Consider the following 25,914-nt stretch of genomic DNA (forward strand, 5'->3'; position numbering starts at 1 on the left):
GGCGCGGGAGAGCCCTCGCTGACGGGGAGCGTTCTGAGCCAGCTCAGCAGCGGTCGTCGGAGATCGCCGGGACGGTCAGGAGCGCCCCTCGGCCGCGTCGCGCTCGAGCGCGCGCTCCTCCTCGAGCAGCGCCTCCGTGCGCCGGTAGCTCCGCTCGATGTAGGACTCGAGCTCGGTGACCTCGACCCGCCACTGGCCTCGGCCGCCCACCTTGATCGCGCGCAGCTCGCCCGAGCGCACGAGGGCGTACGCCTGCGAGGCCGAGATCGACAGCGTCTCCGCGACATCGGAGAGCGGGACGAAGCGTGGCGGCATCGACGATCCTTCCGGGCCGGGACGAGCGGGTCGACCCAGTCTCTCATCCCCGAGCTGACAGGCAGAGGGCGCTGTGGACGAACGCGCCGAGCCGGTTGTCCACAGTCGGGGCGGACCGCCCCCATCGAGGGCGCGACTGCCGTAATCTCCCGGGAGGCGCGCCGCGAGCGTGCCGACGACCAGGGGACGGACGAGGGGGACGGGGGACAGCTGTGGGGGCCACTGCACCGGTGATGAGGCTGCGCGCGCCGAGATGGAAGGATCCTCGGCTGATCGTCGGGATCGTGCTCGTGCTGGCGAGCGTGCTGATGGGGGCGCTGCTCGTCTCCCGGCTCTCCGCCACGACGTCCGTGCTCGTGGCGCGCGGTCCGATCGTGCCGGGCGATCCGCTGGAGAGCGCCGATCTCGCCACTGTCGAGCTCCGGCTCGGCGACCACCGTGAGCAGTACGTCGGGACCCTCGAGGCGATCCCCGAGGGCGCGGTCGCCACGCAGACCGTCCAGGCGGGGGAGCTGGTCCCCGTCTCCGCGGTGGGGCAGAGCCAGGACGTGCCGCTGCGGCCCGTGGTGATCCCGGTGGAGGCGACGGTCGCCGAGTCCGTGGTGCCGGGCTCCTCCGTCGAGCTGTGGCACACCTCGCCGTCGGTCGACGACGGCGGCACCGGAGAGGCCGAGCTGCTCGTGCCCGACGCCGTGGTGCGCCGCATCGACGAGGGGAGCTCGCTCGGCATGCGCTCGATGTCGGTGGAGGTCCTCGTGCCGGCCGACGACCTCGCCGCGGTGCTCGAGGTCCTCTCCCAGGACGAGCGCCTCGACGTGATCGGGGTGCCCGGCGCCCACGGGGTCACGCCGTGATCGACATCGTCCTGTGCGCCTCGGGCAGCGACGAGGTCCGCATCGTCCACGACCTCGCGATGGACCGCTCCCGCCCCGCGCGCGTCGTGCGCCGCTGTGCGGATCTCACCGAGACACTCGCGGTCGTCTCCGCGGGCATCGGGGACGTGGTCCTCGTGGACCTCTCCGTGCGAGGGCTCAGCCGCGACGCCGTCGCCACGATGCTCCGCGGCGCCGCGGTGATCGGGCTGCGCTCCCGCGAGGAGGCCGAGGCCACCACCGTGGGCCTGCGCCACGTGCTCAGCTCCGACGCCCCGATCGACGAGATCCTCGCCGCGGTCACCGCCGCGGTCTCCGGCGGGGAGGAGCACGATGACTGGGTGCAGGAGGCGGCCGCGGAGCCGGCGCAGGAGACGGGACGCCTGGTGGCAGTGTGGGGGCCGACCGGTGCCCCGGGGCGCTCGACCATTGCGGCGAACCTCGCCGCGGAGACCGCTCTGGCCGGGCACGGCACGGTGCTCGTGGACGCCGACACCTACGGCCCCTCCCTCAGCCAGCTCCTCGGCGTGCTCGACGAGGCGCCCGGACTGGTCGCCGCCGCCCGCGCCCACGACCGCGACACCCTCACCGAGGAGACGCTCGACGCGCTCCTGCCCGTCGTGCAGCCCCACCTGCGCCTGCTCTCCGGCATCGGCGTGCCCGGCCGGTGGGCGGAGCTGCGTCGCGGGGCGATGGACGGGGTGTGGAACGCGCTGCGACGCCGCGGCGAGACCGTCATCGCCGACATCGGCCCCGTGCTCGAGGAGGACGAGGAGCTCAGCTACGACACCGCCGCGCCGCAGCGGAACTCCGCCGCGCTCAGCACGCTCGAGGCCGCCGACGCCGTGATCGCCGTGGTCGGCGCCGATCCCGTGAGCATCACGCGGCTGCTGCGGGACCACAGCCGCCTCGAGGAGCTCGGGGTTGAGGAGCTGCACGTCATCGTCAACCGGGTCGGTGCGCCGGTCCCCGGCGACCGGCTGCGCGACCTGATCGCCTCCCGGATGCAGGTCAACTCCCTGCACCTGCTCCCCGACGACCCCGTCGCCTGCCGCACCGCCGTGTGGGACGGCGCGCTGCTCAGCGAGGCCGCGCCCCGCTCGCCCCTGCGCCGCGGGCTGCGCGACATCGCCGCCTCGATGCTCGTCCCCGCCGCCGCGGAGGACGGAGCCGGCGGAGAGCCGGAGGCGGGAGCGTCCCCGGCACCGGCGCGCGGCTGGAGGGAGCGCGTGCTTGAGCGCGCCCGCCGGTGAGAGGATGACGGCATGAGGATCTACCTGCCGCTGACCGCACCGGATCGCGCCTCCCTCGAGCTCGCGAGCACCCGCCTCGAGCTCACTGCGGGACGTGCGGCCTGGGCCGTCACCGCGTCGGCCGAGCGGGACTTCCCCGGCGAGGATCTCGAGGACCTCGAGTACGAGGCGCTGCAGGACGCCGTCCACGTCGCCTACGGCGCCGGATCCCCGACGCAGCGCGCGATGGTGATCGCCCTGGACGTGCCGGATGCGGCGATCGGCGACGCCGACGACGGAGGAGCCTTCGGCATCCTCCTGGGCGCCCCCGCCTCGGCGCGGATCGCGAGCTTCCACGTCACCGAGCTCGACGCCGCCGCGGCCGAGGCCGACGACACCGATCCCGCCCTGCTGTGGTTCGACGTCGCCGAGGCGCGCGAGGCCCTCGCCTATCTCGACGGGGCCGAGGCCGCCGGCTGACCGGCCCGGCCCGGACGAGCCCGGCTCAGTCGCCCGAGCGGTCCCGGTAGGCCGCGGCGGAGCGCTCCTCGGCCCGCAGCACCGTGGACACGTACGGCACGGCGGCCTTCTCGATCTTCGACCCCAGCAGCGGGACCTTCGCCACCAGGTCCCCATCGATCTCGACGTCGCTGCGAGCCTGGTCCAGGGCCGCGAGGCGCAGCGTCCCCGTCAGGCCGGCAGGGGTCCCCACCACGTCCAGGCGCATCGTGCCGGTGCGGGAGCCGTCGGGCTCGGGAGTGGACCAGGACTGGACCTCCTTCACCGTCACGGAGGCGCCCACGAAGGGGCGGACGATGTCCGGGACCCGGTCCGTGGGCAGCACCAGCTCGGTGGTGACCGTGAACGCCCCGGCGGGATCGCCCTCGACGTGCGAGGTCGCCTCGTTCGCACCGAGCGTCTCCCGACGGACCGTCGCGTACTCGGGATCGGCGTACATCGCGGCGGCCGAACGGGCCGGAAGGGGCAGGTGCAGGGTCTCGCGCAGCTTCATCGGGGTCCTTCCCTCGGGAGATGTCCGCGTCAGCCTAGAGCAGGCCGGGCGGGCGATTCGCGCTCACCCCGGGACCGACGCATATCCTGGCCCCATGCCGAGCCTGTCCAAGTTCCTCGCCGACAACCGTGCCCTCACCGAGAAGGAGGCGGACTGGCTCCAGCACCTCGTCGGGGACTGGAACCTCCTGTCCGATCTGCTGCGCTCCGATCTCGTGCTGTGGCTGGCGGAGGACGACGGCCCGCTCGCCGTCGCGCACTGCCGCCCGGCGACCGGATCGACCGTCTACTACGAGGATCCCGTCGGGACCGTGCGCACCGTCGGGGTCGACGGCGCGGAGGATGCCGAGGGCGCCGAGATCGCCCGGCTGCTGGCCGGGGGCGAGCCCTCCGAGGAGCCCACCCGGATCGAGCGCGAGGGCCGCAGCGCCACCGGCGTGATGGTCCCGGTCCGCAAGAACGGCCGCACCCTGGCCGTCCTCGCCGCCGAGGCGCCCGAGTCCGACAACGACCCGAGCGACAACGAGACCCACCAGCGCCGGCTCGGCGCGCGCCTGCTGACGATGCTCCAGCACGGGGCGTTCCCCATCGAGGGAGCCCCGATCCCGCCCCGCCGCGGCGCGCCCCGCGTGGGCGACGGGGTCGTCGAGCTCGACGAGGCGGGAGTGGTGCAGTGGACCTCCCCGAACGCCCGCTCCGCCTTCCACCGCTTCGGGATCGCCGGCGACATGACCGGGACCACCCTCGCGGAGCTGTCCACCGAGGTGCTGCAGTCCCGCAGCCCCGTGGACGAGTCGTTGCCGCTGGTGCTGATGGGGCGGGCGGCCTGGCGCTCGGACATGCAGGCCCGGGGCGGCACCCTGTCCCTGCGGGCCGTGCCGCTGACCGATGCCGGCAAGCGCACCGGCGCCGTGATCCTGGTGCGCGACGTGACCGAGCTGCGGCGTCGGGAGCGGGAGCTGATCACCAAGGACGCGACGATCCGCGAGGTCCACCACCGGGTGAAGAACAACCTTCAGACCGTCGCGGCGCTGCTGCGGATGCAGTCGCGGCGGATGAAGACCGACGAGGCGAGGGAGGCGCTCGCCGAGGCCATGCGGCGCGTCTCCACGATCGCGCTCGTGCACGAGTCGCTGCTGCAGGGCTCGGAGGAGGCGGTCCACTTCGACGAGGTGATCGACCGGTGCCTGCGCCTCGCCGTCGACGCGGCGAGCGCGACCGTGCACCGGGCGGGCAGCCCGCGTCTGACCGACGGGCAGGTCGAGGTGCGCACGGAGAAGATCGGGCGGGTCGGCACGATCCGCGCCGAGGAGGCGACGCCGCTCGCCCTGGTGGTGACCGAGCTGGCGACCAACGCGGTCGAGCACGGGCTCTCCGAGACCGGCGGGACGCTCACGATCCGCAGCGAGCGGACGGGCTCCCATCTCGTGATCTGCATCGAGGACGACGGCAACGGCATGGGAGCGGCGAAGCCGACCGGTCTCGGCACGAACATCGCCCTCACGCTGGTGCAGGGGCAGCTCGGCGGCACGCTCACCTGGGAGGACCGAGGCGAGGGCGGGACCCGCGCGATCGTGGACGTCTACCTCGACCCGCTCACGATCTGAGGGGGAGGTACGGAGCCCCGGGGTGCTCGGCGAGGGTCTCGGGGGAGGCCGACGGCACTGCCGCGGCGGTGGCCCGCGGCGCAGCCCCGGGAGCGGCTCGCGGCACGGCCCCGGGGGCGGCCTGCGACGCTGAGGAGGCGCGCCGCAGGCGAGGGGTCAGCTGGCGCGGCGGGCGCGCGCGTTGCGGCGCTTGAGGGAGCGGCGCTCGTCCTCGGACAGGCCGCCCCAGACGCCCGAGTCCTGACCGGACTCGAGGGCGAACTTGAGGCACGCCGTCATGACGTCGCACTTCTGGCACACCGCCTTCGCCTCCTGGATCTGCGTGATCGCCGGTCCGGTGTTCCCGATCGGGAAGAACAGCTCGGGATCATGGTTGAGGCACTCGGCACGGTGGCGCCAGTCCATCGTCACTCTCTCTTTCCAGGACGTCGCGCCCTGCCCCCGCAGGGGCGAGGCGCGGCGAGGGTCGCTCCCTGTGGGGCGTTCTCGGGTTCTGCGGCCGTCGACGCTCGGCCTGGTGCGCTGTGCACCGGACGGCCTCGGCGGGACGAGCCGTTCTCCATTCTCTGCGGCTCCTGACGACCTCGACAAGAGCCTGGACCGCCGGGCCTGGTGGCACTTCCCACACCGTCGCGAGAAGTCGCGATCGGGAGGTGATGCCGGGCACGAAGCCGTTGCCACCAGGTGCTCGAGATGTCACGGGCGCTCGAGATCGCACAGGGGTCGCGGCGGATACAGTGCCCCCATGCCCACCGCGCCCGACAGCACCCGTCCCGCCGACGCCGAGGACCCCGGTCCGCGCACCCGTCCGCGGGCCGCGCTGCTGCTCGGCGTCGAGACGCTCGTGCTGGTGGCCGCGGCCACCTTCTGCTTCGTGGCGGCCTCCGGCGGCGGGATGACCGCCCGGCTCGGGGTGGGGCTGGGGGTCTTCCTGCTGCTGTTCGCCGCGGGCACCGCCCTCGCCGCCCGCTCGGTGCTGGCCAAGGGCCGGTTCGGGATCGGCTTCGGGATCACCTGGCAGATGTTCCAGGCCCTGGTGGGGGCCAGCATGATCAGCTCCGGCATGGTCTGGCAGGGCATGATCGCGCTGGTCCTCGCGATCGCGACCTTCGTGGTCCTCGCTCGGCTGGTGCGCTCCACGCCCCTGCCCTCGCGCCTGGACTGAGTGCCGCCGGGCCGCTCCCGCTCCGCCGTTCCTCGTCCCGGACGCGCGGGCCCGTCCGAGGAGCAGCCGACTCGTGCCCGTCGAGCGCGCTGCGCGGGCGGATCCGCCTCCGACAGCGGTCGGGGCCCGTCGGACGACGGTCGTCCGACGGGCCCCGCGGCGCTGATCGCGTGCCCGCGCCGTCGGCCGTGTGCCCTCAGCGCCTCATTCCGCGGAGGCGAGGGCGGCGGCCGGGGCGGTGCGCGCGGCGGCGCGGCCCGGCAGGACCGACGCAAGCGCCCCGGCGGCGAGGGCCAGCACCAGCACGATCACGAGACGGTCCCAGGGGATCGTGATCGAGACCGGATAGGTCGAGCCCAGCAGCGCGGTGATCCCGAGCACGCCGTAGAGGGACCCGATCAGCAGCCCCAGCACGGCGCCGACCGCGGCGAGCAGCACGCCCTCCCAGCCGAGCATCGCCCGCATCTGCCGGCGCGTCGTGCCCAGGGCGCGCAGCAGCGCGTTCTCCCCGGTCCGCTCGACCACGCCGAGGCTGAGCGTGTTGGCGACCCCGACCAGGGCGACGAGCACCGCGACCGCGAGCAGCGCAACGGTGATGCCCAGCAGGATGTCGAGGATCTGCGCGTAGGACTCGCGCTCGGCGCCGCCGGGATCGCTGCTGGCCCCCTCGAAGCCCTCGGAGGCGGAGAGCTCGTCGACCGAGGAGATCAGCTCGAACACGTCGATCCCCTCGCGCTCGGCGGTGCCGGGATCGGCGAAGTCAGCGAGCACGACCGGGGTGGTCCCCTCCCCGAGGAGCTGCTCGAGCGTCGCCGGGGTCACCAGCGACATCTGCAGGTTCGCGTCCACCTGGACGCGCAGGTCGTGGCTCTGTCCGTCGGCCCCCTCGAGGGAGAGGACCTGGCCGTCGTGGACGCCGAAGCGCTCGGCCCGCTCCTGCCCGAGCAGCACGGTGCCGTCGGCGAGCTCGTCCGCCATCTCGGGACGGTGGGAGACCTCCCGAACCGTCTCGCGGGTGGCGGAGTACAGGGTCATCGGCTCGCCGGCGCCGACCTCGACGTCCCCGCGCTCGCCGGCGTGGGCGGCATCCATGCCCTCGATCGCGGCGACCTGCTCGGCGGCGTCCTCGGGCATCGCCTCCGCGGACAGGACCAGGTCGATCGGGCGCCGGGAGTCGAGCTCCGAGGTCAGGGTCGCCTCCGCGGTGCGGGCGCCGACGGTCATCATCGTCATGAGCGTGGTGCCGATCAGGAGGGCCGCGATCGTCGCCGCGCTGCGGCGCGGATTGCGGGCCACGTTCGCCCCGGCGATCCGGGCGGGCAGCCCGCCCAGCAGCGCCCCGAGCCGGGCGGCGAGGGCCGCGAGGGGCCGGGTGAGCGTGACGAGCACGAGCATCACGCCGGTGAAGCTCAGCACGCCTCCGCCGATCGCCGCGAGGATGCCGAGCGCGGCGACCCCGTTCATGGCCAGCGCGGTCCCGCCGACGAGCGCGGCCACGCCGAGCACCACGGCCACCAGGCCCAGCACGCCGCGCACACCGAGCCCGCGGGTGACGGCGGGCGGCTGCGGGCGCAGCGCCTGCAGCGGCGCGACCCGGGTGGCGGAGCGCATCGGGGCGAGACTCGCGAGCACGGTGATCGCGACGCCCGCCAGCAGCGGAAGCAGCACCGACCACAGGCTCACCGGCACCGGGGCGACGCCGTTCAGCCAGCCGAGCCCGGCGGCGCCCGCGAGCGCGGCCTGGACCAGCAGGTGCCCGGCGACCACGCCGACCGCCGCGCCGAGCAGCCCGACCAGCAGCGACTCGCGCAGCACCACGGAGCGGACCTGGGCGCGGGTCGCGCCGAGGGTGCGCAGCAGCGCGAGGGAGCGGGTGCGCTGCGCGAGCGTGACCGCGAAGGTGTTCGCGATGACGACGGCGCTGGTGAACAGGGCGATCACCACGAACACGCCGAGGATCATCCCGAGCGCTCCGAAGCCCTGCATGAAGGAGCCGGCGGCCTCCTCCTCGGCCTCCTCGACGCCGCGCACGGTGATGCCCTCGGCGGCGGAGGCCGAGGCGGCCTCGGCCACCGCGGCGGGGTCCTCGCCGTCGGGGACCGTGGCGAGCCAGGTGTCGGTGGTCGTCCCGGCGGTCGGCCCGAGCAGGGCGGCGGCGTTCACGTCCTGGAGCATCAGGCGCGGGGTGCCGCCGAAGACGGCGCCGGCGGGGTCGGCGGCGATGCCGGAGACGGTGAGGGTCCGCTGCGCCTCCTGCGCCGGGTCCCCGCCGGGGGCCGGGCCGGAGCCCTCCACGGTGATCGGGTCGCCGACCCCCGCCTCGAGGGCGTCGGCGGCGGAGCGGGAGAGCACGATCTCGGACTCGGTGCCGGCGGCGGAGCCCTCCTCGAGGGCGTCGTCCTCCCCGGGCGGGAGCATGGTGGCCTCGAAGAAGCCGCTGCCGGTGGTCGAGCTCGCCTCGAGATAACTGCGGGGCGCGGGCCACACGGCCTCGGCGCCCTCGACCTCGGGGGCCGGCAGCGGCTCCTCGGAGGCCCAGTCCTCGTCGGACAGCTCGCGCTGGATCTCCAGGTCCGCGCCCTCGTAGATCTGGGAGGCCTGGGAGCGCAGGGAGGCCTGCATCAGGTTCCCGGCCAGCACCATGATCGCGACGAAGGCGCAGGATAGGGCGATGGTGACGACCGCGGCGAGGTGGCGGCGCACCGGGGTCAGCTTCACGGTGGAGCGGGCCATCAGCGCTGCTCCTGCCCGTGAGGCACGGAGCGCGCGGTCCGCGTCGCGCGCAGGTCCTCGTCGGAGGCGATCCGGCCGTCGGCGAGGGTGAGGATCCGGTCGGCGCGCTCGGCGGCGTCGCGCTCGTGGGTGACCATCACGACGGTCTGGCCGAACTCGTCCACCGAGAGGCGCAGGAAGTCCAGCACCTCCTCGGTGGTGCGGGAGTCGAGGTTGCCGGTCGGCTCGTCGGCGAAGACCACGGCCGGGGAGGTGACCAGCGCGCGGGAGATCGCCACGCGCTGGATCTGTCCGCCGGAGAGCTGGGAGGGCAGATGGTCGAGCCGGTCCGCGATGCCGAAGGCGGAGGTGAGGGTGTCCAGCCAGGCGCGGTCCACGCGGGTACCGGCGAGCTCGAGGGGGAGCAGGATGTTCTGCTCCGCGGTCAGCATCGGCAGGAGGTTGAACGACTGGAACACGAAGCCGATCCGCTCGCGGCGCAGGCGGGTCAGGGCGTCGTCGCGCAGCGAGGTGATCTCGGTGCCCTCGAGCTCGATCGAGCCGGAGGTGACCTCGTCGAGGCCCGCGAGCACGTGCAGCAGCGTCGACTTGCCCGAGCCGGAGGGGCCCATGATCGCGGTGAAGGCGCCGCGGGCGATGTCGAGGTCCGCGGCGTCCAGAGCCGTGACTGTGCCAACGCCGCTGCCGTAGGTGCGGGTCACGGCGCGGGCGCGCAGCGCGACGCGGTCACCGGAGGTGTCGGCGGAGGGCGGGGGAGCGGCCTGGGCGGCGGTGGTCATCGGGAAGTCCTTCGCGACGGGGTCATGATGTCGATCCCGATGCTTCCCGAGCACGGGCCCCGCGGTCGTCAGCCCCCGGTCGCGGCCTCGCGGGCCGGAGAAGACCGAGGGAGGGGAGGCCGTCATACCCAGGGATGACGCGGCCGCGACAGCCGGCCGTGCGGCGCGCGAGGGAGGGCACCGCGAGCCGGGGCCCGGCGGTGCCTGCGGATCAGTGCTCGCCGGGGGTGACCAGCCCGGTCTCGAAGGCGATGATCACGGCCTGCACCCGGTCGCGGGCGCCGAGCTTGGCGAGCACCCGCCCCACATGGGTCTTCACCGTCGCCTCGGCGACGAACAGCTGCGCGCCGATCTCCCGGTTCGAGCGGCCCCGTCCCATCAGGGTGAGCACCTCGCGCTCGCGCTCGGTGAGGTCCGCGAGCACGGAGGTGTCCTGCTCGGCGGGCTCGGGGGTGGAGACCACCCGCTCCAGGAGCCGGCGGGTGGCCGACGGGGCGATCACCGCATCGCCGCGGTGGACCGTGCGGATCGCGCCGAGGAGGTCCTCGGGCTGGGCGTCCTTGAGCAGGAAGCCGCTGGCCCCGGCGCGGATCGCGGCGACCACGTACTCGTCGAGGTCGAAGGTGGTCAGCACGATGATCTTCGGGGCCCGCTCGACGGGCAGCCGCTCCAGCAGCGTCGAGGTCGCCTCGATCCCGTCCATCCTCGGCATCCGCACGTCCATCAGCACCACGTCGACGCTGCGGGCGGACAGCTCGCGCACGGCCTCGGCGCCGTCCGTGGCCTGCAGCACGACCTCCATGTCGTCCTGGGAGTCGATGACCATGGCGAAGCCGGTGCGCACCAGCGGCTGGTCGTCCACCAGGGCGACGCGCAGGGGACGGTCGGCGGTCTCGGTCATGGGGTCTCTCCTCGAGGGTCGTCGGCCGCAGGGCCGGGGGACGTGCCGGGGTCGGTGGTGGTGTAGGGGGAGGCGGGGTCGTCGGCGGCGGCGGAGGTGCCGTCGCCGGCGGGTAGCGGCACGGTCGCCCGCACACGGTAGCCGCGGGAGGGCAGCGGCCCGGCCTGCAGCGTCCCGCCGAGCACGCTCATCCGCTCCCGCATCCCGGTCAGGCCGTGGCCGAGTCCGTCGGAGGTCGGATCGGTGCCCTGGCCGTCGTCGACGACCTCGATTTGGAGGCCCTCGGCGCCGCGGACCAGGCGCAGGGAGGCGCTCGCGACGGGCCCGGCGTGCTTGAGCACGTTGGTCAGCGCCTCCTGCACCAGGCGGAACACGGACATGCCGACCGACGAGGGGAGCTGGTCGAGGGAGCCTTCGGACTCGAGGTCGACCTCGAGGCCCGCGGCGCGGACGCGCTCGAGCAGCTCGGGCAGCTGCTCGGGGCCCGGCTGCGGACCGAAGCTGGTCTCGTCCTCCTGACGCAGCACGCCCAGCAGGGAGCGCATGTCGGCGAGCGCGGCGCGGCCGGTCTCGCCGATGGTGCCGAGCACCTCGACGGCCTTCTCCGGCTTCTGGGAGGCGACGAAGCGCCCGCCGTCGGCCTGGGCGATGATGACGGAGAGGGAGTGGGCCACGACGTCGTGCATCTCGCGGGCGATGCGGGCGCGCTCGTCGGCAACCGCGAGCGCGGTGCGCTGCTCCCGCTCGCGCACCGCCTGCTCGGCCCGGTCGCGGGTCAGGGCGAGCTGACGCACCCGGGCCCGCTGCAGGTTGGCGAGGGCCCAGATCGCGATGATCGTGATCGTGCCGATGATGCCCAGACCCACAAAGGTGATCGCCCCCTGGCCGAGGCCGCCGTACTCGCCGAACGCCGCGACGATCCCGAACCAGGTCGCCTGGACGAACACCCCGAGCATCCCGGCGGCCACGCCGATGAGGTGCACCGCGGTGGTGCCGTAGGCGACGGCGCAGAACATGGCGTAGAAGGTCATCGCGTCGCCCGCGACGACGGGGATGCCGACCAGCACGTGGGAGACGGCGAGCACGCCGATCACGATCACGCCCAGCAGGGGGCGGGTGCGGCAGACCGCCCCCGCGAGCACCATCGGGATCGAGAACAGCATCCACCAGCCCGCACCCCCGGCGCCGACGCCGAAGAGCAGCATGAGCGCAGCGGCCGTGCCGAAGCCGATGAGGTCGACGGTGCCGGGGTTCTCGATGATCCATCGGAACGGGTCGCGCAGGCCTCCGCGCGCACCGGAGCTCGCCGCGGGGCCCGCAGCGACCGCCCGGTGGGCGGGCGCGGGCTCCGGGGACGGGACGGAGGGAGACGGACCGGTCATGTCCACGAGCGTACGGGCGGGGCGGTGCCGCGGCGTCAGACCGCAGTCGGACGGAAGGGCCGTGAGCCTGCGGGGCCCGTCACACGTCGGACCCTCGCTGTCGGGTGGTCCGGCCCCTGTGACGCCGCGGTCACAGCAGGGTCTGCGGTCCCTCGAGCAGCTCGGGGCCGTCGTTGCCGACCTTGCCGACGGCCGGATCGACCTCGCGCACCTCGAGCGTCGCGTCGTCCAGCAGGTGCGCGTCGTCGAGGATCCAGTCCTGGGCGGCGTGGCGGTCGTCCATCGCGGTGTCGAGCCAGGGATCGACCTCCTCGCGGCGCAGCATCACCGGGGTGCGGTCGTGGATGCCTGCGAGATCGCCGGTGGCCGCGCGGGTGATGATCGTGGTCGAGAGCAGGAAGGCGCCGTCCTCGCTCGCGGCCGGGCCCTCGTGGCCGCCCGGGCCCTTCCACCAGGAGACCAGCGCCGCCATGTACAGGGGAGAGCCGTCGGCCGGGGCGATGAAGTACGGCTGCTTGCGCTTGCCCTTCTCATCGCGCACCCACTCGTAGTAGCCGTCCATCGGGACGATCGCCCGGTAGCGGGAGAGGCTGCCGCGGAAGCTGGGCTTCTCGCCGAGGGTCTCGCGGCGGGCGTTGAAGGTGCGCGAGGAGAAGGACTCGTCCTTCGCGAAGGGCGGCAGCAGACCCCAGCGGGCGACCCGCAGCGCCCGGAGCACCTCGCCGGTCTCCTTGTCGATCGACTCGGTGACCACGTGGATCGGGGCGGTCGGCGGGATGTTCCAGCGCGAGCGCAGGCGCGGGTCCTCGAGATCGACGGCCCCCAGGTCGTCCAGCAGCGGATCGATCTCCTGGAAGAAGGCGAAGCGCCCGCACATCTCAGGAGTCCTTCCCGGAGGGCTTCCCCTCGGGCTCCGTCTCGTCGTCGACGACGGGCACGCCGTGGCGCGGGGTGAGGCGGGCGTCCTCGCCGGTGTAGGCGCCGGAGTCGTGGTGGAGGTTCCGCAGGCGGATGTCGCGGCCCTCGTCGACGATCGCCTCCCGCTTCTCCTCGGCCTTCTCCGCCCCGGCGCTCTCCCGCATCGGCAGCGCCAGGGAGTCCTCGGCGGGCTTGCCGGCCTCGAGCTCGCGAGCCCGCTCGTACTCGGCGTCGACCTCGGCGCCGAGGATGATCACGATGTTGATGATCCACAGCGCGAACAGCACGGCCATGATGCCGCCGATCGCGCCGTAGCTGGAGTAGCCGGCGACGGTGCCCATGTAGATCGACAGCGCCACGGCCGCGACGGCGATACCGAGGATCGCGAAGACGCCGCCGGGGGAGATGAAGCGGAAGGGCTTGTCGATGTTCGGCGCGCCCCAGTACAGCAGCGAGATCAGCGCGAAGGCGATCACGAGGATCACGGGCCACTTCACCCAGGCCCAGATCGGCAGGAAGGAGTCCAGCAGGAAGGTGAGCACGCCCTGGGCCCCGATGCTCGAGGCGATCGGGCCCAGCAGCCCCTCGACGAGGGACGCGTTCAGCAGCACCGAGATCATCACCAGCAGGATCCCGAGGATCATCGCGAGGGTCAGCAGCAGCATCGTGCCGTTCATGCGGATGGGGCCGCGGCCCTCGGGGACCTCGTAGATCTGGTTCGCGACCCGTCCGTAGGCCTTCACATAGGCCGAGGCCGACCACAGGGCCGTGCCGATACCGATGATCAGGGCGATCGTGCCGCCGGTCGCGGAGCCGAGGAGGGAGTCGACGGTGCTCTCGATCGCATCCTCCGCGCCGAGGCCGCTGCCGCCGGCTGCCTGGTTGATCAGGTCGACCAGGAGATCGGCGATCTGGTCCTTGATACCCGAGAGCAGCAGGGTCGCCAGCGAGAACAGCGCCAGCAGCGTCGGCGCGATGGAGAGGACCATGAAGTAGGTGAGCTTCGCGGCCTGGTCGGTGCCGCCGTCGTGCGTGAACTCGGCGATCACGCGCTTGGCCATGTACTTCAGGGTGGGGCGGGACAGCTTCGGGGCGTCCTGGCCCGTGCTGGTGGTCTCGGCCATGGGGAGCTCCTGCGTGAGAGTCGGCTCGTGGGCTGTTGTCATCCTGCCATGGGAGCGGGCGGGGAGAGTTGTCCACATTCCCTGGATAGGCCGCGCGGCATGCGGTGATCCGCCCTAGAGTGGCACGCGTGTCGCGAGCTGCGTCACAGTGCCGCACGGTGGAGGGACCGGGCGGTAGGGGCAGGGGAGGGGACACGTTGGACGCCGCCACCATCATCGAGGCCGAGTCGCGGGAGCTGATCAGGCGCCGCGGCCTGGACGTACACGCCGATCAGCTCGAGCCGCTGATCCGGGAGGTCGTCGCCGACTACGACCGTCGTTCGTCGTCGGGCGAGGTGCCTGTGCTGCACGACGACGACACCATGGTCGCGCAGGTCGCCGCGAGGATCGGCGGCTTCGGCCCGCTCCAGGAGATGCTGGATGACCCGGGCGTGGAGGAGATCTGGCTGAACTCGCCCTCCCAGGTGTTCGTCGCGAGGAACGGGCGCAGCGAGCTGACCACCATCGTGCTGACCGACGACGAGGTCCGCGGGATCGTCGAGCGGATGCTCGTCTCCAGCGGCCGCCGCCTGGACATGTCCAGCCCCTTCGTCGACGCGCTGCTGCCGGACGGGTCGCGCCTGCACGTCGTCATCCCCTCGGTGACCCGCACGCACTGGGCGATCAACATCCGCAAGTTCGTCGCCCGCGCGCACGACCTGCAGGGCATGGTCGCCCTCGGGTCCCTCACCCAGCAGGCCGCGGACTTCCTCGACGCCGCGATCGCCTCCGGGCTGAACGTCATCACGAGCGGTGCGACCGGTGCGGGGAAGACGACCTTCCTGCGCTGCCTGGCCCAGTCGATGGGCGCGCGCGAGCGCGTCGTGACCATCGAGGAGGTCTTCGAGCTGAACCTCGCCCTGCGGGACGTGGTCGCCATGCAGACCCGCCAGGCGAACCTCGAGGGGACCGGCGAGATCTCGATGCGCCGCCTCGTGAAGGAGGCGCTGCGGATGCGGCCGAGCCGCATCATCGTCGGCGAGGTGCGCGAGGCCGAGTCCCTGGACATGCTGATCGCGCTCAACAGCGGACTGCCGGGCCTGGCCAGCATCCATGCGAACTCCGCACGGGACGCGGTGACGAAGCTGTGCACTCTGCCGCTGCTGGCGGGGGAGAACGTCTCCAGCCGCTTCGTCGTCCCCACGGTCGCCAGCGCCATCGACCTCGTCGTCCACCTCGACATCCTCGCCGACGGGCGCCGACGGGCGCCGACGGGTGCGCGAGATCGTCGGTCTCAGCGGGCGGGTCGAGGAAGAGGTCATCGAGGTGACCGACGTGTTCTCTCTGCGCGGGGACCGGCTGGTCCGCGGGGACGGACATCCGCCTCATGCCGAGCGCTTCGCCCGTGCGGGCCACGATCTCGCCGAGCTGCTCGGCGGGAGGAGCGCGGCATGACCGACGGAGCGTTCCTCGGCCTGGTCGCCGGGCTCGGGCTGCTGTCGATCTGGTGGTCGCTGTGGGAGCAGGAGGGGACCGTCCCGCGCCCCGGCCGTCTCTCTCGAGGGATGGACCGCTTACGCGACGACCTCATCAAGGTGGGGCTGGACTCGGTGCCTCCCGCCGCCGTGCCGGCACTCAGCGTCGGGCTGGGACTCGTGGTCGCCGCCGCGCTGTGGGCGATCTCCAGCGCGCTCGTCCCGGCGCTGACGATCGGGCTGCTGTGCTCGGTCCTGCCGGTGATCGTGCTGCGCTCGGCGGCGCGACGGCGCACCACCGCGATGCGGGAGGTGTGGCCCGAGGCGGTCGACCACATCAACTCCGCCATCCGCGCCGGACTCTCCCTGCCCGAGGCGCTCGTGCAGCTGAGCCGGAAGGGCCCCGAGGAGCTGCGGCCCGCGTTCTCCGAGTTCGCCCTGGACTACCAGGCCAGCGGCGACTTCGCCGCCTGCCTCGACCGGCTCAAGGTGCGCCTCGCCGATCCCGTCGGCGACCGGATCGTGGAGGCGCTGCGGATCACCCGGGACGTCGGCGGCACGGACCTCGGCTCGCTCCTGCGCACCCTCTCGGCGTTCCTGCGGGAGGACTCCCGCACCCGCGCCGAGCTCGAGGCCCGCCAGTCCTGGACCGTGAACGCCGCCCGCCTCGCCCTCGTCGCACCGTGGATCGTGCTCGCGCTGATGTCGACGCGGCCCGAGGCCGCGCAGGCCTACGACTCCGCGGCCGGGATGGTCCTGGTGGTGGTCGGGGGCGTGGTCTCGCTGATCGCCTACCGGGTGATGCTGATAATCGCGCAGCTGCCGCAGGACGAGAGGGTGCTGCGATGAGCATGTCCCTGCTCGCCGGGATTCTGCTGGGCCTCATGCTCGGCACCGGCCTCTACCTCCTCGCCGCCCAGCTGCCCTGGCTGCGCACACGGGACCTCGGCCGGCGCGTGGACCCCTACCTCCGCCGCTCCCGGACCTCCTCGCTGTTCGCGGCGCCGACCAGCAGGAGCCGGGTCCGCATCGTCGTGGAGAACCTCTTCGGCCCGGTCGCGGCGCGCGGGCTGGGCCTGCTCGAACGGCTCACCGGCGGCGCCGACCAGCTTGAGCGGCGCCTGCGCCTTGCCGGCCGGCGCACCTCCGCCGACTCCTTCCGCATCGAGCAGGTCGTCTTCGGGGCCGTCGGCCTCGTGCTCGGGATCGTCCTTGCCGTCGCGGCGATCGTGCTGCGGGATGCGAGCGCGGTGCTGGGGCTGTTCATCGTCGCGCTCGGCGCGCTGCTCGGAGTGCTGCTGCGCGACTACCTGCTGGGCGTGGAGATCAAGCGTCGCGCCGCGCGGATGTCGCGCGAGTTCCCGACCGTCGCGGACCTGCTCGCCCTCGCCGTCGCCGCGGGCGAGAGCCCGATCGCGGCGATGGAGAGGGTGGCACGGACCTCCACGGGCGCGCTGCCCGACGAGTTCGCCGCCACAATCGCCGACATCCGGTCCGGATCGAGCGTCTCGCAGGCCCTCGCCTCGCTCGGGGCGCGCACCCCGCTGGAGTCCCTCAGCCGGTTCGGGGAGGGCGTCTCGATCGCGATCGAGCGCGGCACCCCGCTCGCCGAGGTGCTCCGCGCCCAGGCGCAGGACGCCCGCGAGAACGCCAAGCGCGACCTCATGGAGATGGCCGGGCAGCGGGAAATAGCAATGCTCGTGCCGGTGGTGTTCTTCGTGCTGCCACTGGTGATCCTCTTCGCCATCTTCCCCGGTCTCGCCGTGCTGGAGATCTCGCTGTGAGCGCGCACCCGGCCCCGCACCCGATGACGACATCGCCCGCGAAGGCGACGTCGTCGCGGTCCCCGACCCTGTCCGTCATCGCTCAGCCCTCCGTCCCTCCGACCCCGACCGCTCCGATCCGCACCCGCCCGGGCTCTGACCCGGACCCGTCCGCCGAGGAGGCCGACATGACTGTCCACCGCACCCGACTCCACACCCGCATGCGACCGCGCCACCGCCTCGCCCAGCCCGGCACGTCAGACCGCATCCGGCAGCGCGCCGGGCTGCGCAGCCGCCTCCTTGCCCGTCTGGCCTCGGAGCAGGGCGACGTCCCCGGCTGGGTGCTGATCACCCTCATGACCGCGGGGATCGTCGTCGCGCTCTGGGCCGTCGCCTCCGACCAGATCGTGCAGATCTTCGAGAACGCGATGGCGCCCTTCCTCGGCGGCAGCCTCTGACCGCTCCCGTCCCCTGCGAACCGCCCTGCTGATGCGCCGCCCGGCCCCACCCCGCCACTGCACTGCCGCGACCGCGGCGGTGCAGGCTCCCGGCCTGCCCGCCCGGGGCCCTGCAGAGCGGGGACGACGAGGGGAACGGCGGCTCGCGGCGGGGCTGCGGGAGGACGACGGGGCGGCCGTGGCCGAGTTCCCGATGGTCGCGGTGCTGATCGTGATGATCGCGCTGCTGGTCATCCAGGCGGCGCTGATCGTCCACACCCGCAACACTCTGGTCGACGCCGCCGTGCAGGGAGCGCACCATGCCGCGCTCGCCGGATCGACCCCGCAGGACGGCGCCCAGCGGGCGCAGCAGCTCGTCGACGAACGCTTCAGACGGGGACTCAAGGCCGAGGCCACTGCCGTGCAGGAGGACGACGGGACCATCCGTGTGCAGGTCGACGCGACCCTCCCGCTCGTGGGGCTGATCGGTCCCGCCGGCGCGCTGAGCGTCGAGGGCAGGGCCGTGGACGAGGAGGCATGGTGAGAGGGCTCCGTCGCCTCCTGCTCCCCGCCGCTCCGGGCGGGCTCCGGCACCGGCTCGAGGACGAGCAGGGCAATGCCCTGGTCGAGTTCGTGGTGCTGGCCGCGGCGCTGCTGATCCCGACCCTCTATCTCGTGCTCACCCTCGGCAACGTGCAGGCCGCCGCCTTCGCCGCCGACACGATCGCCCGCGACGCCGCGCGCATCCACGCGACCGAGCCCGACCCCGACCTCGCCGCCGCCCGCGCCTCCCGCCACATGGAGCTGGTCCTCGAGGACCATGGCCTCCCATCGGGAGACGTCGTCGAGCTCAGCTGCAGCGAGGACCCCTGCGCGACCGCGGGAGGAGTCGTCACCGCACGGGTGCGGATCCCCGTCCCCGTGCCGGGCCTGGGGCCGATCCTCGGGGAGACCGGACCCGTCGCGGTCGGCGCCTCCCACGCGGTGCCCGTCGACCAGTACCGGGCGGACCTGTGAGGTCCGGGCACGCGCAGGAGCGGCGCCGCCGCCCCAACCTGCTCCGCGCGGCCGCCACCCCGCTCGCCGCGGGCGTCGGTCGGCCGGTCGCGACCCTGCGAGAGCGGTGTACGGACGCGCGCGGCTCGATGACGATCCTGACCACCGGGGTGCTCGTCGTGATCCTCATGGTGATCGCCGTCGGCACCTCGATCACCGGAGTGCAGCTGGAGCGCAACGGCCTCCAGCACGCCGCCGACAGCGCCGCGCTCGCCGCCTCCCAGGCCGTGGATCCCGCCCGGATCTACTCCGACGGGGACGGCCCCGCGATCCACACCGGCTCCGCCCGCGACGCCGCCGAGGAGCACCTGCGCACCTATCCCTACGACACCACCAGCACCGAGGACATCCACATCCAGGAGGTCACGGTCGACGCCGACGGAACTGCCCACGTCATCCTCGCCGCCCGCACGAACCCTCCGCTGGTCGGCTGGTTCACCCGCGGCACCGGCACCCAGATCCCGCTGACCGTGCTCGGCGAGGCCCGGGCGCGGTGACAGCCGCCGCCGTCCGGTCCGTGCCGGTGCCTCCACCGCGCCGCCTGGTCGGCCATGCCATCGGCTCGACCGCGTCATCGGGGGTCCGAGTCGCGGGCAGGGGAGCAGACACCACTCCACATCCGTAGGATCCAGGCCAGCGCCATGACGTCCGCCACCGCCGCACGAGCCGTCGCCATGTCCCACCCGTCGCTCACCGTCGAGCAGATCGCGAGCACCGCATGACCCGCCTCCTCCTCGCCCCCGACAAGTTCAAGGGCTCCCTCACCGCCGCCGAGGTCGTCGCCGCCCTGACCCGCGGAATCACCGCCACGGCCCCGGACGCCGAGATCACCGCCTGCCCTATCGCCGACGGCGGCGACGGCACGGTCGATGCGGCCCTCGCCGCCGGCGCCACGGCGCAGCCCGCCACGGTCACCGGCCCGACGGGCGAGCCGCGCGAGACGGTCTGGGCGCTCGAGGGCAGCACTGCCGTGCTCGAGCTCGCCGACGCCGTCGGCCTGAAGGCGCTGCCCGGCGAGGAGCTCGCCCCGCGCGATGCCTCCTCCCGCGGCCTCGGCGAGCTCATCCTCGCCGCGGTCCGCGCCGGAGCCCGCGAGATCGTCGTCGGCCTCGGCGGCAGCGCCTCCACCGACGCCGGCGCCGGACTCCTGCAGGCCCTCGGCGCGCGCCTGCTCACCGCCGACGGCGAGGACATCGCCCCCGGCCTCGCCGGTCTGGAGGCCCTGGCGAGCGTCGACCTCGCTCCGGCCCTCGCCGCCCTCGAGGGCGCCTCGCTGACCGCCGCGAACGACGTCGCCAACCCCCTGCTCGGCGCCGACGGGGCGGCCGCCGTCTACGGCCCGCAGAAGGGCCTCGGACCGGAGGCCGTGACCGCCGCCGACCGGACCCTCGCCGCCGCCGCGGCCCTGCTTGACCCCAGCGGTCAGGCGGCCCGCGCCGAGGGCGCCGGTGCCGCCGGCGGCGTCGGCTACGCCCTGCTCCTGCTCGGCGCGACCCAGCGCTCCGGCGCCGACGTCGTCCTCGAGCTCGCCGATTTCGACGCCCGCCTCGCCGCCACGAACCTCGTGGTGACGGGGGAGGGGAAGCTCGACGTCCAGACCCTCCAGGGCAAGGGCCCCGCCGAGGTCGCCCGCCGCGCCGCCGCAGCCGGACTGCCCGTCCTCGCCGTCGCCGGCGCCGTCACCCTCGATCAGCAGGAGCTCGCCTCCGCCGGGATCGACCAGGCCTTCGACCTCGTCTCCCGCGCCGCCGACGTGCCCGACGCGATCTCGCGCGGCGAGGCGCTGCTGGAGGAGGTGGGTCGTGAGATGGGACGCGCCCTGCCCGCTCTCCTCGGCGACTCCCGGGCCGCATCGAGCCCTCTGCCGTAGACTCCCGGATCGTGGCTTCCATCGACTTCTCCGAAGAGATCCCCCGGCTCCGCTCGACCCTGTCCTCGATCGAGCAGGTGACGGACGTCGACGCCCTCGACGCGAAGATCGCGGACCTGGAGAAGCAGGCCTCCGCCCAGGACCTCTGGGACGACGTCGAGAACGCCCAGAAGGTCTCCTCCGCGCTTTCCCACGCCCAGTCCGAGCGGCGCCGCATCTCCGAGCTCGCCTCCCGGATCGAGGACCTCGAGGTGATGGTCGAGCTCGCCGCCGAGGAGGACGACCCCGACACCCTCGCCGAGGCCGAGGCGGAGGTGGTCAGCATCCACAAGACCCTCGACGAGCTCGAGGTGCGCACCCTCCTCTCGGGCGAGTACGACGAGCGCGACGCCGTGATCACGATCCGCGCCGGCGCCGGCGGCGTGGACGCGGCGGACTTCGCCGAGATGCTCATGCGCATGTACCTGCGCTGGGCCGAGAACAACGGCTACACCACCAAGGTCATGGACACCTCCTACGCCGAGGAGGCGGGGCTGAAGTCGGTGACCTTCGAGGTCGCCGGCCCCTTCGCCTACGGCACCCTCTCCGTCGAGGGCGGCACCCACCGCCTGGTGCGCATCAGCCCCTTCGACAACCAGGGCCGCCGCCAGACCTCCTTCGCCGCGGTCGAGGTGATCCCGCTGATCGAGTCGACCGACCACATCGAGATCCCCGAGAACGACCTGAAGATCGACGTCTTCCGCTCCTCCGGCCCGGGCGGCCAGTCGGTGAACACCACCGACTCGGCGGTGCGCATGACCCACCTGCCCACCGGCACCGTCGTGTCGATGCAGGACGAGAAGTCCCAGATCCAGAACCGCGCCGCGGCGCTGCGCGTCATGCAGTCCCGTCTGCTGCTGCTGAAGAAGGCCGAGGAGGCCGCTGAGCGCAAGGAGCTCGCCGGCGACGTCAAGGCGTCCTGGGGCGACCAGATGCGCTCCTACGTGCTGAACCCGTACCAGATGGTGAAGGACCTGCGCACCGAGTACCAGGAGGGCAATCCCTCCTCCGTCTTCGACGGCGAGATCAGCGGCTTCATCGACGCGGGCATCCGCTGGCGCGCCGAGCAGGGCAAGTCGCAGGACTGATCGACGTGCTGGCGAGGGATGAGCCGGTAGGAGATCAGTCAGGACGGCGCAGTACTGAGTGACCTGATCCACCCCGGGTTTGACCAGGTTTTGACCCGACCCCTGTCCACAGCGCCGTGGAAACACGACCGTGCGCCCCTACGCTGGGAGCGCCAGACTTTCCCCCTGATGTGACAGGCAGCAGTGATCCGTTTCGACGACGTCACCAAGACGTACATGCGTGGCCAGCACCCCGCGGTGGAGAACCTCGACATCGAGTTCACCCGCGGGGAGTTCGTGTTCCTGGTCGGTGCCTCCGGCTCGGGCAAGTCGACCCTGATGAGGATGGTGCTCAAGGAGGTCGCCCCCACCCGCGGCACCGTCTACGTCGCCGGCAAGGACCTCTCCCGGATCCCGTCCTGGAAGGTGCCGGCGCTGCGCCGCGACATCGGCATGGTGTTCCAGGACTTCCGGCTGCTGCCCTCGAAGACCGCCTACCAGAACATCGAGTTCGCGCTCGCTGTGATCGGCACGCCCCGCAAGGTGGTGCGCCGCCTGGTCCCCGAGATGCTGGAGATGGTGGGCCTGGAGGACAAGGGCAAGCGGCTCCCGCACGAGCTCTCCGGCGGCGAGCAGCAGCGCGTCGCGATCGCGCGCGCCTACGTCAACCGCCCCTCGATCCTGCTGGCCGACGAGCCCACCGGCAACCTCGACCCCGCCACCGCCGAGGGCATCCTGGACCTGCTCGCCGAGATCAACGAGCGCGGCACCACCGTCGTGATGGCCACCCATGACCGCGCCGCCGTGGACCGCATGCGCCGCCGCGTCGTGGAGATGGTCGGCGGCAAGGTGGTGCGCGACGAGGAGCAGGGCGGCTACGAGACCCCCGCCCCGGTCAGCGTGATCTCCGGGAACCTGCCCGATGACTCCACCCACCGCGAGGAGCACCCCCTGGACGACGAGGAGCTCATCGCCGACTGGGACGGGGCGCCCGAGTCGCCCGCCGCCGAGCTCGAGAGCACCGAGGAGCATGGTGGAGCCGCCGCAGCCGACCGCTCCGTCGAGGTCGACGGTCGCGGCACCGCCGACGCCGAAACCGACCCGTCGGCCGAGGAGCGACCTGCCCCGCGGGACGTGCTGGAGGAGGACCTGATCGACGAGCGCGAGGCCCGCCGGGTGCGCGAGTCCGAGGACTTCACCGGCGACTTCGACCAGGACCAGGAGGAGCTGCGATGAGGGCCCGCTACATCCTCGGCGAGATCCTCACCGGCCTGTGGCGCAACATCGCCATGGTCGTCTCCGTCGTGATCGTCACCGCCGTGTCGCTGACCTTCGTGGGCACCGGCGTGCTGATGCAGAAGCAGATCATGGACATGAAGTCCACCCTGGTCGAGCAGTCCCAGGTGACGATCTTCCTGTGCTCCCCGCACTCGACGGCCTCCTCCTGCGCCGGCGGCGCCGCGACCGACGCCCAGATCGACTCGGTCCGCGAGGCGCTCGAGGGCGAGGTCCTCTCCCCGTACATCGCCTCCGTCGAGGAGCGCGACCAGGAGGAGGCGCTCGCGATCTACCAGGAGCAGTTCGCCGGCGAGTCCTTCGTCTCGAACTTCACCGCCGAGGACATGCCGGTCTCCTTCCACATCACCCTCAGCGACGCCGACGACTCCGCCGCCGTGGTCGAGTTCTTCCAGGGCCGCGACGGCGTGGACGAGGTCACGGACCTGCTCAGCACCTTCGCCCCCTTCATCGACGTGCTGAACCAGTCCACGCTCTTCGCGCTCGGGCTCGCGGTGCTGATGCTCGTGGCCGCGGTGCTGCTGGTCGCCACCACGATCCGCATGTCGGTCGCCGGCCGGCGCCGCGAGATCGCGATCATGCGACTGGTGGGCGCCTCGAATCTCTTCATCCGTCTGCCCTTCCTGCTCGAAGGAGCGGTCGCTGCGATCATCGGCGGCCTGATCGCCTCGGGGATGCTGTGGCTGGGCCTGAACCATCTCGTCCAGGGCTGGCTCGCACCGACCCTCGGCGAGCAGCTGATCACGGTCTCCACCGCGGATCTCGTCTGGGCCGCACCCCTGCTGGTCGTGCTCGGCGCCGTGCTGTCGATCGCCTCGTCGGTGGTCTCCCTCAACCGCTACCTGAAGGTGTGAGCATGTCCTCCAGAAGTCTGCGCCGCCCCCTGAGCCTCCTCGCCGCCGCCGCGATCCTGGCCGCGGGCATGCTCACCGGCCCCGTCTCCCCGGCCTCCGCCGAGGGCAGCAAGGACGACAAGATCGCCGAGCGCGCGGAGGTCGACCAGCAGCTCGAGGACCTCCGCATCGAGCTCAACGACGTCAACGACGATCTCGCCGACACCTATCTCGCGCTCGCGGAGACCGAGCTGCTGATCCCGCAGGCCCAGCAGGACCTCGAGGACGCACGGGTCGCGCTCGGCGAGGCGCAGGAGGAGGACCGGAAGGTCGGCGAGCGCCTCACCGAGGCCGAGGAGGAGGAGCGCCGCCTCTCGGGCGAGGTCGAGACCGGCCAGGAGGAGGTCGACCGCAGCGACGACGAGCTCGCCACGGTCGCGCTGTCCGCCTACAAGGGCGGCGGGATGCCCAGCCCCTCGTCGGTGTACGTCGGCAACAGCTCCCCGCAGGACGCGGTGGACCGCTCGATGAACTACCGCCTGACGATGGCCTCCCAGGGCACCCGCCTGGACTCGCTGCGCACGGACCAGTCCGTCACCGAGAACTCCGCCGAGCGCCTGACGGCCGTGCGCGAGGAGATCAAGCAGCTCAAGATCGATGCGGAGGAAGCGCTCGAGCGCACCCGTGTCGCCGAGGAGGAGGCGACCGAGGCGAAGAACGAGCTCGACGCCCTGTACGAGACGCAGAAGACCCAGCGCGACGACCTCGAGGCGAAGAAGACGAAGTACGAGGGCGACCAGAAGACCCTCGAGACCCGCAGCACCACCCTCGACGACGAGATCGAGGAGCTCGCCAAGCAGGAGCGCGAGCGCGAGGAGAAGCTGAAGGCCCAGCAGCAGCAGAAGAGCAGCGGCGGCAGCGCCCCGGTGGCAGGCTCCGCGAACACCGGCGGCGGCTGGGTCTACCCCGTCAACGCGCGCCTGAACTCGAACTTCGGCTGGCGGGTGCACCCCATCTACGGCACGAAGAAGCTGCACGCCGGGGTGGACTTCCCCGTCGCCTGCGGCGTGCCCGTCGGTGCCGCGCATTCCGGTCGCGTCATCGCCCGCACCTACAACAGCGGCGCGGGCAACAAGCTCATCGTCAGCCACGGCATCATGAACGGCCGCCTGGTCACGACTTCCTACCACCACCTGCAGGGCTTCGCGAAGCCGGTCGGGGCGCAGGTCTCGGCGGGGGAGACCGTCGGCTACGTGGGCACCACCGGGTCCTCCACGGGCTGCCACCTCCACTTCGAGACACACGAGGACGGCAACGCGGTCAACCCCGCGAAGTTCCTCTGACCCGCACCTGTCCGGGAGTGCGCCCGCGGAGAAACCGGTCGCGATCCTGCGCGGCCACGGCGTACGCTGGGACGTCCGATCGCGGCCGCGATCACCAGTGCAGCATCCGGAGACGGAGAGAAGGAGGACCCATGTCCGCGAAGAAGGCCGACAAGAAGAAGGCCGCCGCGAACGAGGGACCCCAGAAGAAGCTCATCGCCTCGAACAAGCGGGCGCTGCACGACTACTTCATCGACCAGACCTGGGAGGCCGGCATCGTCCTGACCGGCACCGAGGTGAAGTCGCTGCGTGACCGGGGAGCGTCCCTGATCGACGGCTACTGCTACGTCGACGCCGGCGAGGTGTGGATGGACAACGCCCACATCGCCCCGTACGTCAAGGGCACCTGGACCAATCACGCCGCCCGCCGCAAGCGCAAGCTGCTCATGCACAAGCAGGAGATCGAGAAGCTCGCCAGCAAGTCCCGCGAGAAGGGCTTCACGATCGTGCCGCTGGAGATGTACTTCCTCGGCTCCCACGCCAAGGTCAAGATCGGCCTGGCCCGCGGCAAGAAGGAATGGGACAAGCGCCAGACCCTGCGCGAGAAGCAGGATCTGCGCGAGGCGCAGCGCGCCATGCGCCACCGCGAGCTCGCCTGAGCCCCGCGCTCACCCACTGAACGGCCGACGTCTCCGCGATGCGGACGGGTCGATCGATCGGTCGGTCGGTCCGTCAGCC

26 protein-coding genes and 1 pseudogene are annotated in these 25,914 nt (G+C 72.7%); 18 read left to right on the forward strand and 9 right to left on the reverse strand.

Annotated features, from left to right (window positions below; genetic code table 11):
• Window positions 1-75: 75 nt before the first annotated feature.
• Window positions 76-315: a helix-turn-helix domain-containing protein gene (locus A4A78_RS13275; RefSeq protein ID WP_062950085.1), complete on the reverse strand. Its 240-nt coding sequence runs from the start codon at window positions 313-315 to the stop codon at window positions 76-78.
• 233 nt (window positions 316-548) lie between these two features.
• Here A4A78_RS13275 and A4A78_RS13280 point away from each other — a divergent pair, with 233 nt between their 5' ends.
• From A4A78_RS13280 to A4A78_RS13290, 3 genes are read left to right on the forward strand one after another with little or no spacing between them, the layout of a single operon-like run.
• Window positions 549-1,169, forward strand: a complete 621-nt coding sequence (locus A4A78_RS13280; RefSeq protein WP_224765239.1) for an SAF domain-containing protein — start codon at window positions 549-551, stop codon at window positions 1,167-1,169.
• Entirely contained in the window at window positions 1,166-2,440 is a 1,275-nt protein-coding gene (locus A4A78_RS13285) for a P-loop NTPase (protein ID WP_062950087.1), read from the forward strand. Before A4A78_RS13280 ends, A4A78_RS13285 begins: the two co-directional genes overlap by 4 nt.
• Window positions 2,441-2,452: 12 nt before the next feature.
• On the forward strand, window positions 2,453-2,899 hold the full coding sequence (locus tag A4A78_RS13290; protein WP_062950089.1) for a hypothetical protein: 447 nt from the start codon (window positions 2,453-2,455) through the stop codon (window positions 2,897-2,899).
• 25 nt (window positions 2,900-2,924) lie between these two features.
• Here A4A78_RS13290 and A4A78_RS13295 read toward each other — a convergent pair whose 3' ends face one another.
• Window positions 2,925-3,431, reverse strand: coding sequence for a DUF2505 domain-containing protein (locus A4A78_RS13295; RefSeq protein WP_062950091.1), 507 nt, complete (start codon window positions 3,429-3,431; stop codon window positions 2,925-2,927).
• Window positions 3,432-3,525: 94 nt separating this feature from the next.
• Here A4A78_RS13295 and A4A78_RS13300 point away from each other — a divergent pair, with 94 nt between their 5' ends.
• Window positions 3,526-5,037 carry a sensor histidine kinase gene (locus A4A78_RS13300; RefSeq protein WP_062950093.1) on the forward strand — a complete coding sequence of 504 codons (1,512 nt, stop codon included), beginning with the start codon at window positions 3,526-3,528 and terminating at the stop codon, window positions 5,035-5,037.
• Window positions 5,038-5,193: 156 nt separating this feature from the next.
• Here the strand turns inward: A4A78_RS13300 and A4A78_RS13305 are convergent, their stop codons facing one another.
• A complete protein-coding gene (locus A4A78_RS13305; RefSeq protein WP_010549779.1) occupies window positions 5,194-5,442 on the reverse strand; it encodes a WhiB family transcriptional regulator in 249 nt (82 codons plus the stop codon).
• Window positions 5,443-5,782: 340 nt separating this feature from the next.
• Between A4A78_RS13305 and A4A78_RS13310 the strand changes: the two genes are divergently transcribed.
• Entirely contained in the window at window positions 5,783-6,202 is a 420-nt protein-coding gene (locus tag A4A78_RS13310) for a hypothetical protein (RefSeq protein ID WP_062950095.1), read from the forward strand.
• Window positions 6,203-6,406: 204 nt separating this feature from the next.
• On the opposite strand, the gene A4A78_RS13315 is transcribed toward A4A78_RS13310, so the two are convergent.
• The 6 genes from A4A78_RS13315 to A4A78_RS13340 all read right to left on the reverse strand — a co-directional run bounded on the left by A4A78_RS13315 (window position 6,407) and on the right by A4A78_RS13340 (window position 14,039).
• A complete protein-coding gene (locus A4A78_RS13315) occupies window positions 6,407-8,935 on the reverse strand; it encodes an ABC transporter permease (RefSeq protein WP_062950097.1) in 2,529 nt (842 codons plus the stop codon).
• Window positions 8,935-9,714, reverse strand: a complete 780-nt coding sequence (locus A4A78_RS13320) for an ABC transporter ATP-binding protein (protein WP_062950099.1) — start codon at window positions 9,712-9,714, stop codon at window positions 8,935-8,937. The genes A4A78_RS13315 and A4A78_RS13320 overlap by 1 nt, the downstream gene beginning before the upstream one ends.
• 211 nt (window positions 9,715-9,925) lie before the next feature.
• On the reverse strand, window positions 9,926-10,615 hold the full coding sequence (locus A4A78_RS13325) for a response regulator transcription factor (protein ID WP_062950101.1): 690 nt from the start codon (window positions 10,613-10,615) through the stop codon (window positions 9,926-9,928).
• Entirely contained in the window at window positions 10,612-11,997 is a 1,386-nt protein-coding gene (locus A4A78_RS13330; protein ID WP_062950103.1) for a sensor histidine kinase, read from the reverse strand. The genes A4A78_RS13325 and A4A78_RS13330 overlap by 4 nt, the downstream gene beginning before the upstream one ends.
• A 130-nt stretch (window positions 11,998-12,127) precedes the next feature.
• The gene (locus A4A78_RS13335) at window positions 12,128-12,874 is read right to left on the reverse strand and encodes an SOS response-associated peptidase (protein WP_062950105.1); all 747 of its coding nucleotides are present in this window, start codon (window positions 12,872-12,874) and stop codon (window positions 12,128-12,130) included.
• Between the two features lies 1 nt (window position 12,875).
• Entirely contained in the window at window positions 12,876-14,039 is a 1,164-nt protein-coding gene (locus A4A78_RS13340; RefSeq protein WP_062950107.1) for a YihY/virulence factor BrkB family protein, read from the reverse strand.
• A 197-nt stretch (window positions 14,040-14,236) separates the two neighbouring features.
• Between A4A78_RS13340 and A4A78_RS13345 the strand changes: the two are divergent.
• The 13 genes and pseudogenes from A4A78_RS13345 to smpB all read left to right on the forward strand — a co-directional run bounded on the left by A4A78_RS13345 (window position 14,237) and on the right by smpB (window position 25,835).
• Window positions 14,237-15,473: pseudogene (locus A4A78_RS13345) on the forward strand (CpaF family protein).
• Window positions 15,474-15,796: 323 nt separating this feature from the next.
• Entirely contained in the window at window positions 15,797-16,342 is a 546-nt protein-coding gene (locus A4A78_RS18185; protein WP_231881062.1) for a type II secretion system F family protein, read from the forward strand.
• Entirely contained in the window at window positions 16,339-17,277 is a 939-nt protein-coding gene (locus A4A78_RS13355; RefSeq protein ID WP_062950110.1) for a type II secretion system F family protein, read from the forward strand. The genes A4A78_RS18185 and A4A78_RS13355 overlap by 4 nt, the downstream gene beginning before the upstream one ends.
• Before the next feature lie 167 nt (window positions 17,278-17,444).
• Entirely contained in the window at window positions 17,445-17,714 is a 270-nt protein-coding gene (locus A4A78_RS13360; RefSeq protein ID WP_010549768.1) for a hypothetical protein, read from the forward strand.
• A gap of 178 nt (window positions 17,715-17,892) precedes the next feature.
• Window positions 17,893-18,237 (forward strand): TadE/TadG family type IV pilus assembly protein, encoded by a 345-nt coding sequence (locus A4A78_RS13365; RefSeq protein ID WP_082835339.1) that lies wholly within the window; start codon window positions 17,893-17,895, stop codon window positions 18,235-18,237.
• A complete protein-coding gene (locus A4A78_RS13370) occupies window positions 18,231-18,710 on the forward strand; it encodes a TadE/TadG family type IV pilus assembly protein (protein ID WP_062950111.1) in 480 nt (159 codons plus the stop codon). Before A4A78_RS13365 ends, A4A78_RS13370 begins: the two co-directional genes overlap by 7 nt.
• A 128-nt stretch (window positions 18,711-18,838) precedes the next feature.
• Window positions 18,839-19,246 carry a pilus assembly protein TadG-related protein gene (locus A4A78_RS13375; RefSeq protein ID WP_231881050.1) on the forward strand — a complete coding sequence of 136 codons (408 nt, stop codon included), beginning with the start codon at window positions 18,839-18,841 and terminating at the stop codon, window positions 19,244-19,246.
• Window positions 19,247-19,467: 221 nt separating this feature from the next.
• Window positions 19,468-20,619, forward strand: a complete 1,152-nt coding sequence (locus A4A78_RS13380; protein WP_062950115.1) for a glycerate kinase — start codon at window positions 19,468-19,470, stop codon at window positions 20,617-20,619.
• Between the two features lie 11 nt (window positions 20,620-20,630).
• Entirely contained in the window at window positions 20,631-21,746 is a 1,116-nt protein-coding gene (gene prfB / locus A4A78_RS13385) for a peptide chain release factor 2 (protein ID WP_062950117.1), read from the forward strand.
• Between the two features lie 183 nt (window positions 21,747-21,929).
• Window positions 21,930-22,961, forward strand: a complete 1,032-nt coding sequence (ftsE, locus tag A4A78_RS13390) for a cell division ATP-binding protein FtsE (protein ID WP_062950119.1) — start codon at window positions 21,930-21,932, stop codon at window positions 22,959-22,961.
• Window positions 22,958-23,875 (forward strand): permease-like cell division protein FtsX, encoded by a 918-nt coding sequence (gene ftsX, locus A4A78_RS13395; protein ID WP_062950121.1) that lies wholly within the window; start codon window positions 22,958-22,960, stop codon window positions 23,873-23,875. Before ftsE ends, ftsX begins: the two co-directional genes overlap by 4 nt.
• Window positions 23,876-23,877: 2 nt before the next feature.
• Window positions 23,878-25,197: a murein hydrolase activator EnvC gene (locus A4A78_RS13400; RefSeq protein ID WP_062950123.1), complete on the forward strand. Its 1,320-nt coding sequence runs from the start codon at window positions 23,878-23,880 to the stop codon at window positions 25,195-25,197.
• 131 nt (window positions 25,198-25,328) lie between these two features.
• On the forward strand, window positions 25,329-25,835 hold the full coding sequence (smpB, locus tag A4A78_RS13405; RefSeq protein ID WP_053917651.1) for an SsrA-binding protein SmpB: 507 nt from the start codon (window positions 25,329-25,331) through the stop codon (window positions 25,833-25,835).
• The last annotated feature ends 79 nt before the right edge of the window (window positions 25,836-25,914 follow it).

Origin of the sequence: Brachybacterium sp. sponge, from assembly GCF_001613775.1 — a bacterium.
GTDB lineage: Bacteria > Actinomycetota > Actinomycetes > Actinomycetales > Dermabacteraceae > Brachybacterium > Brachybacterium conglomeratum.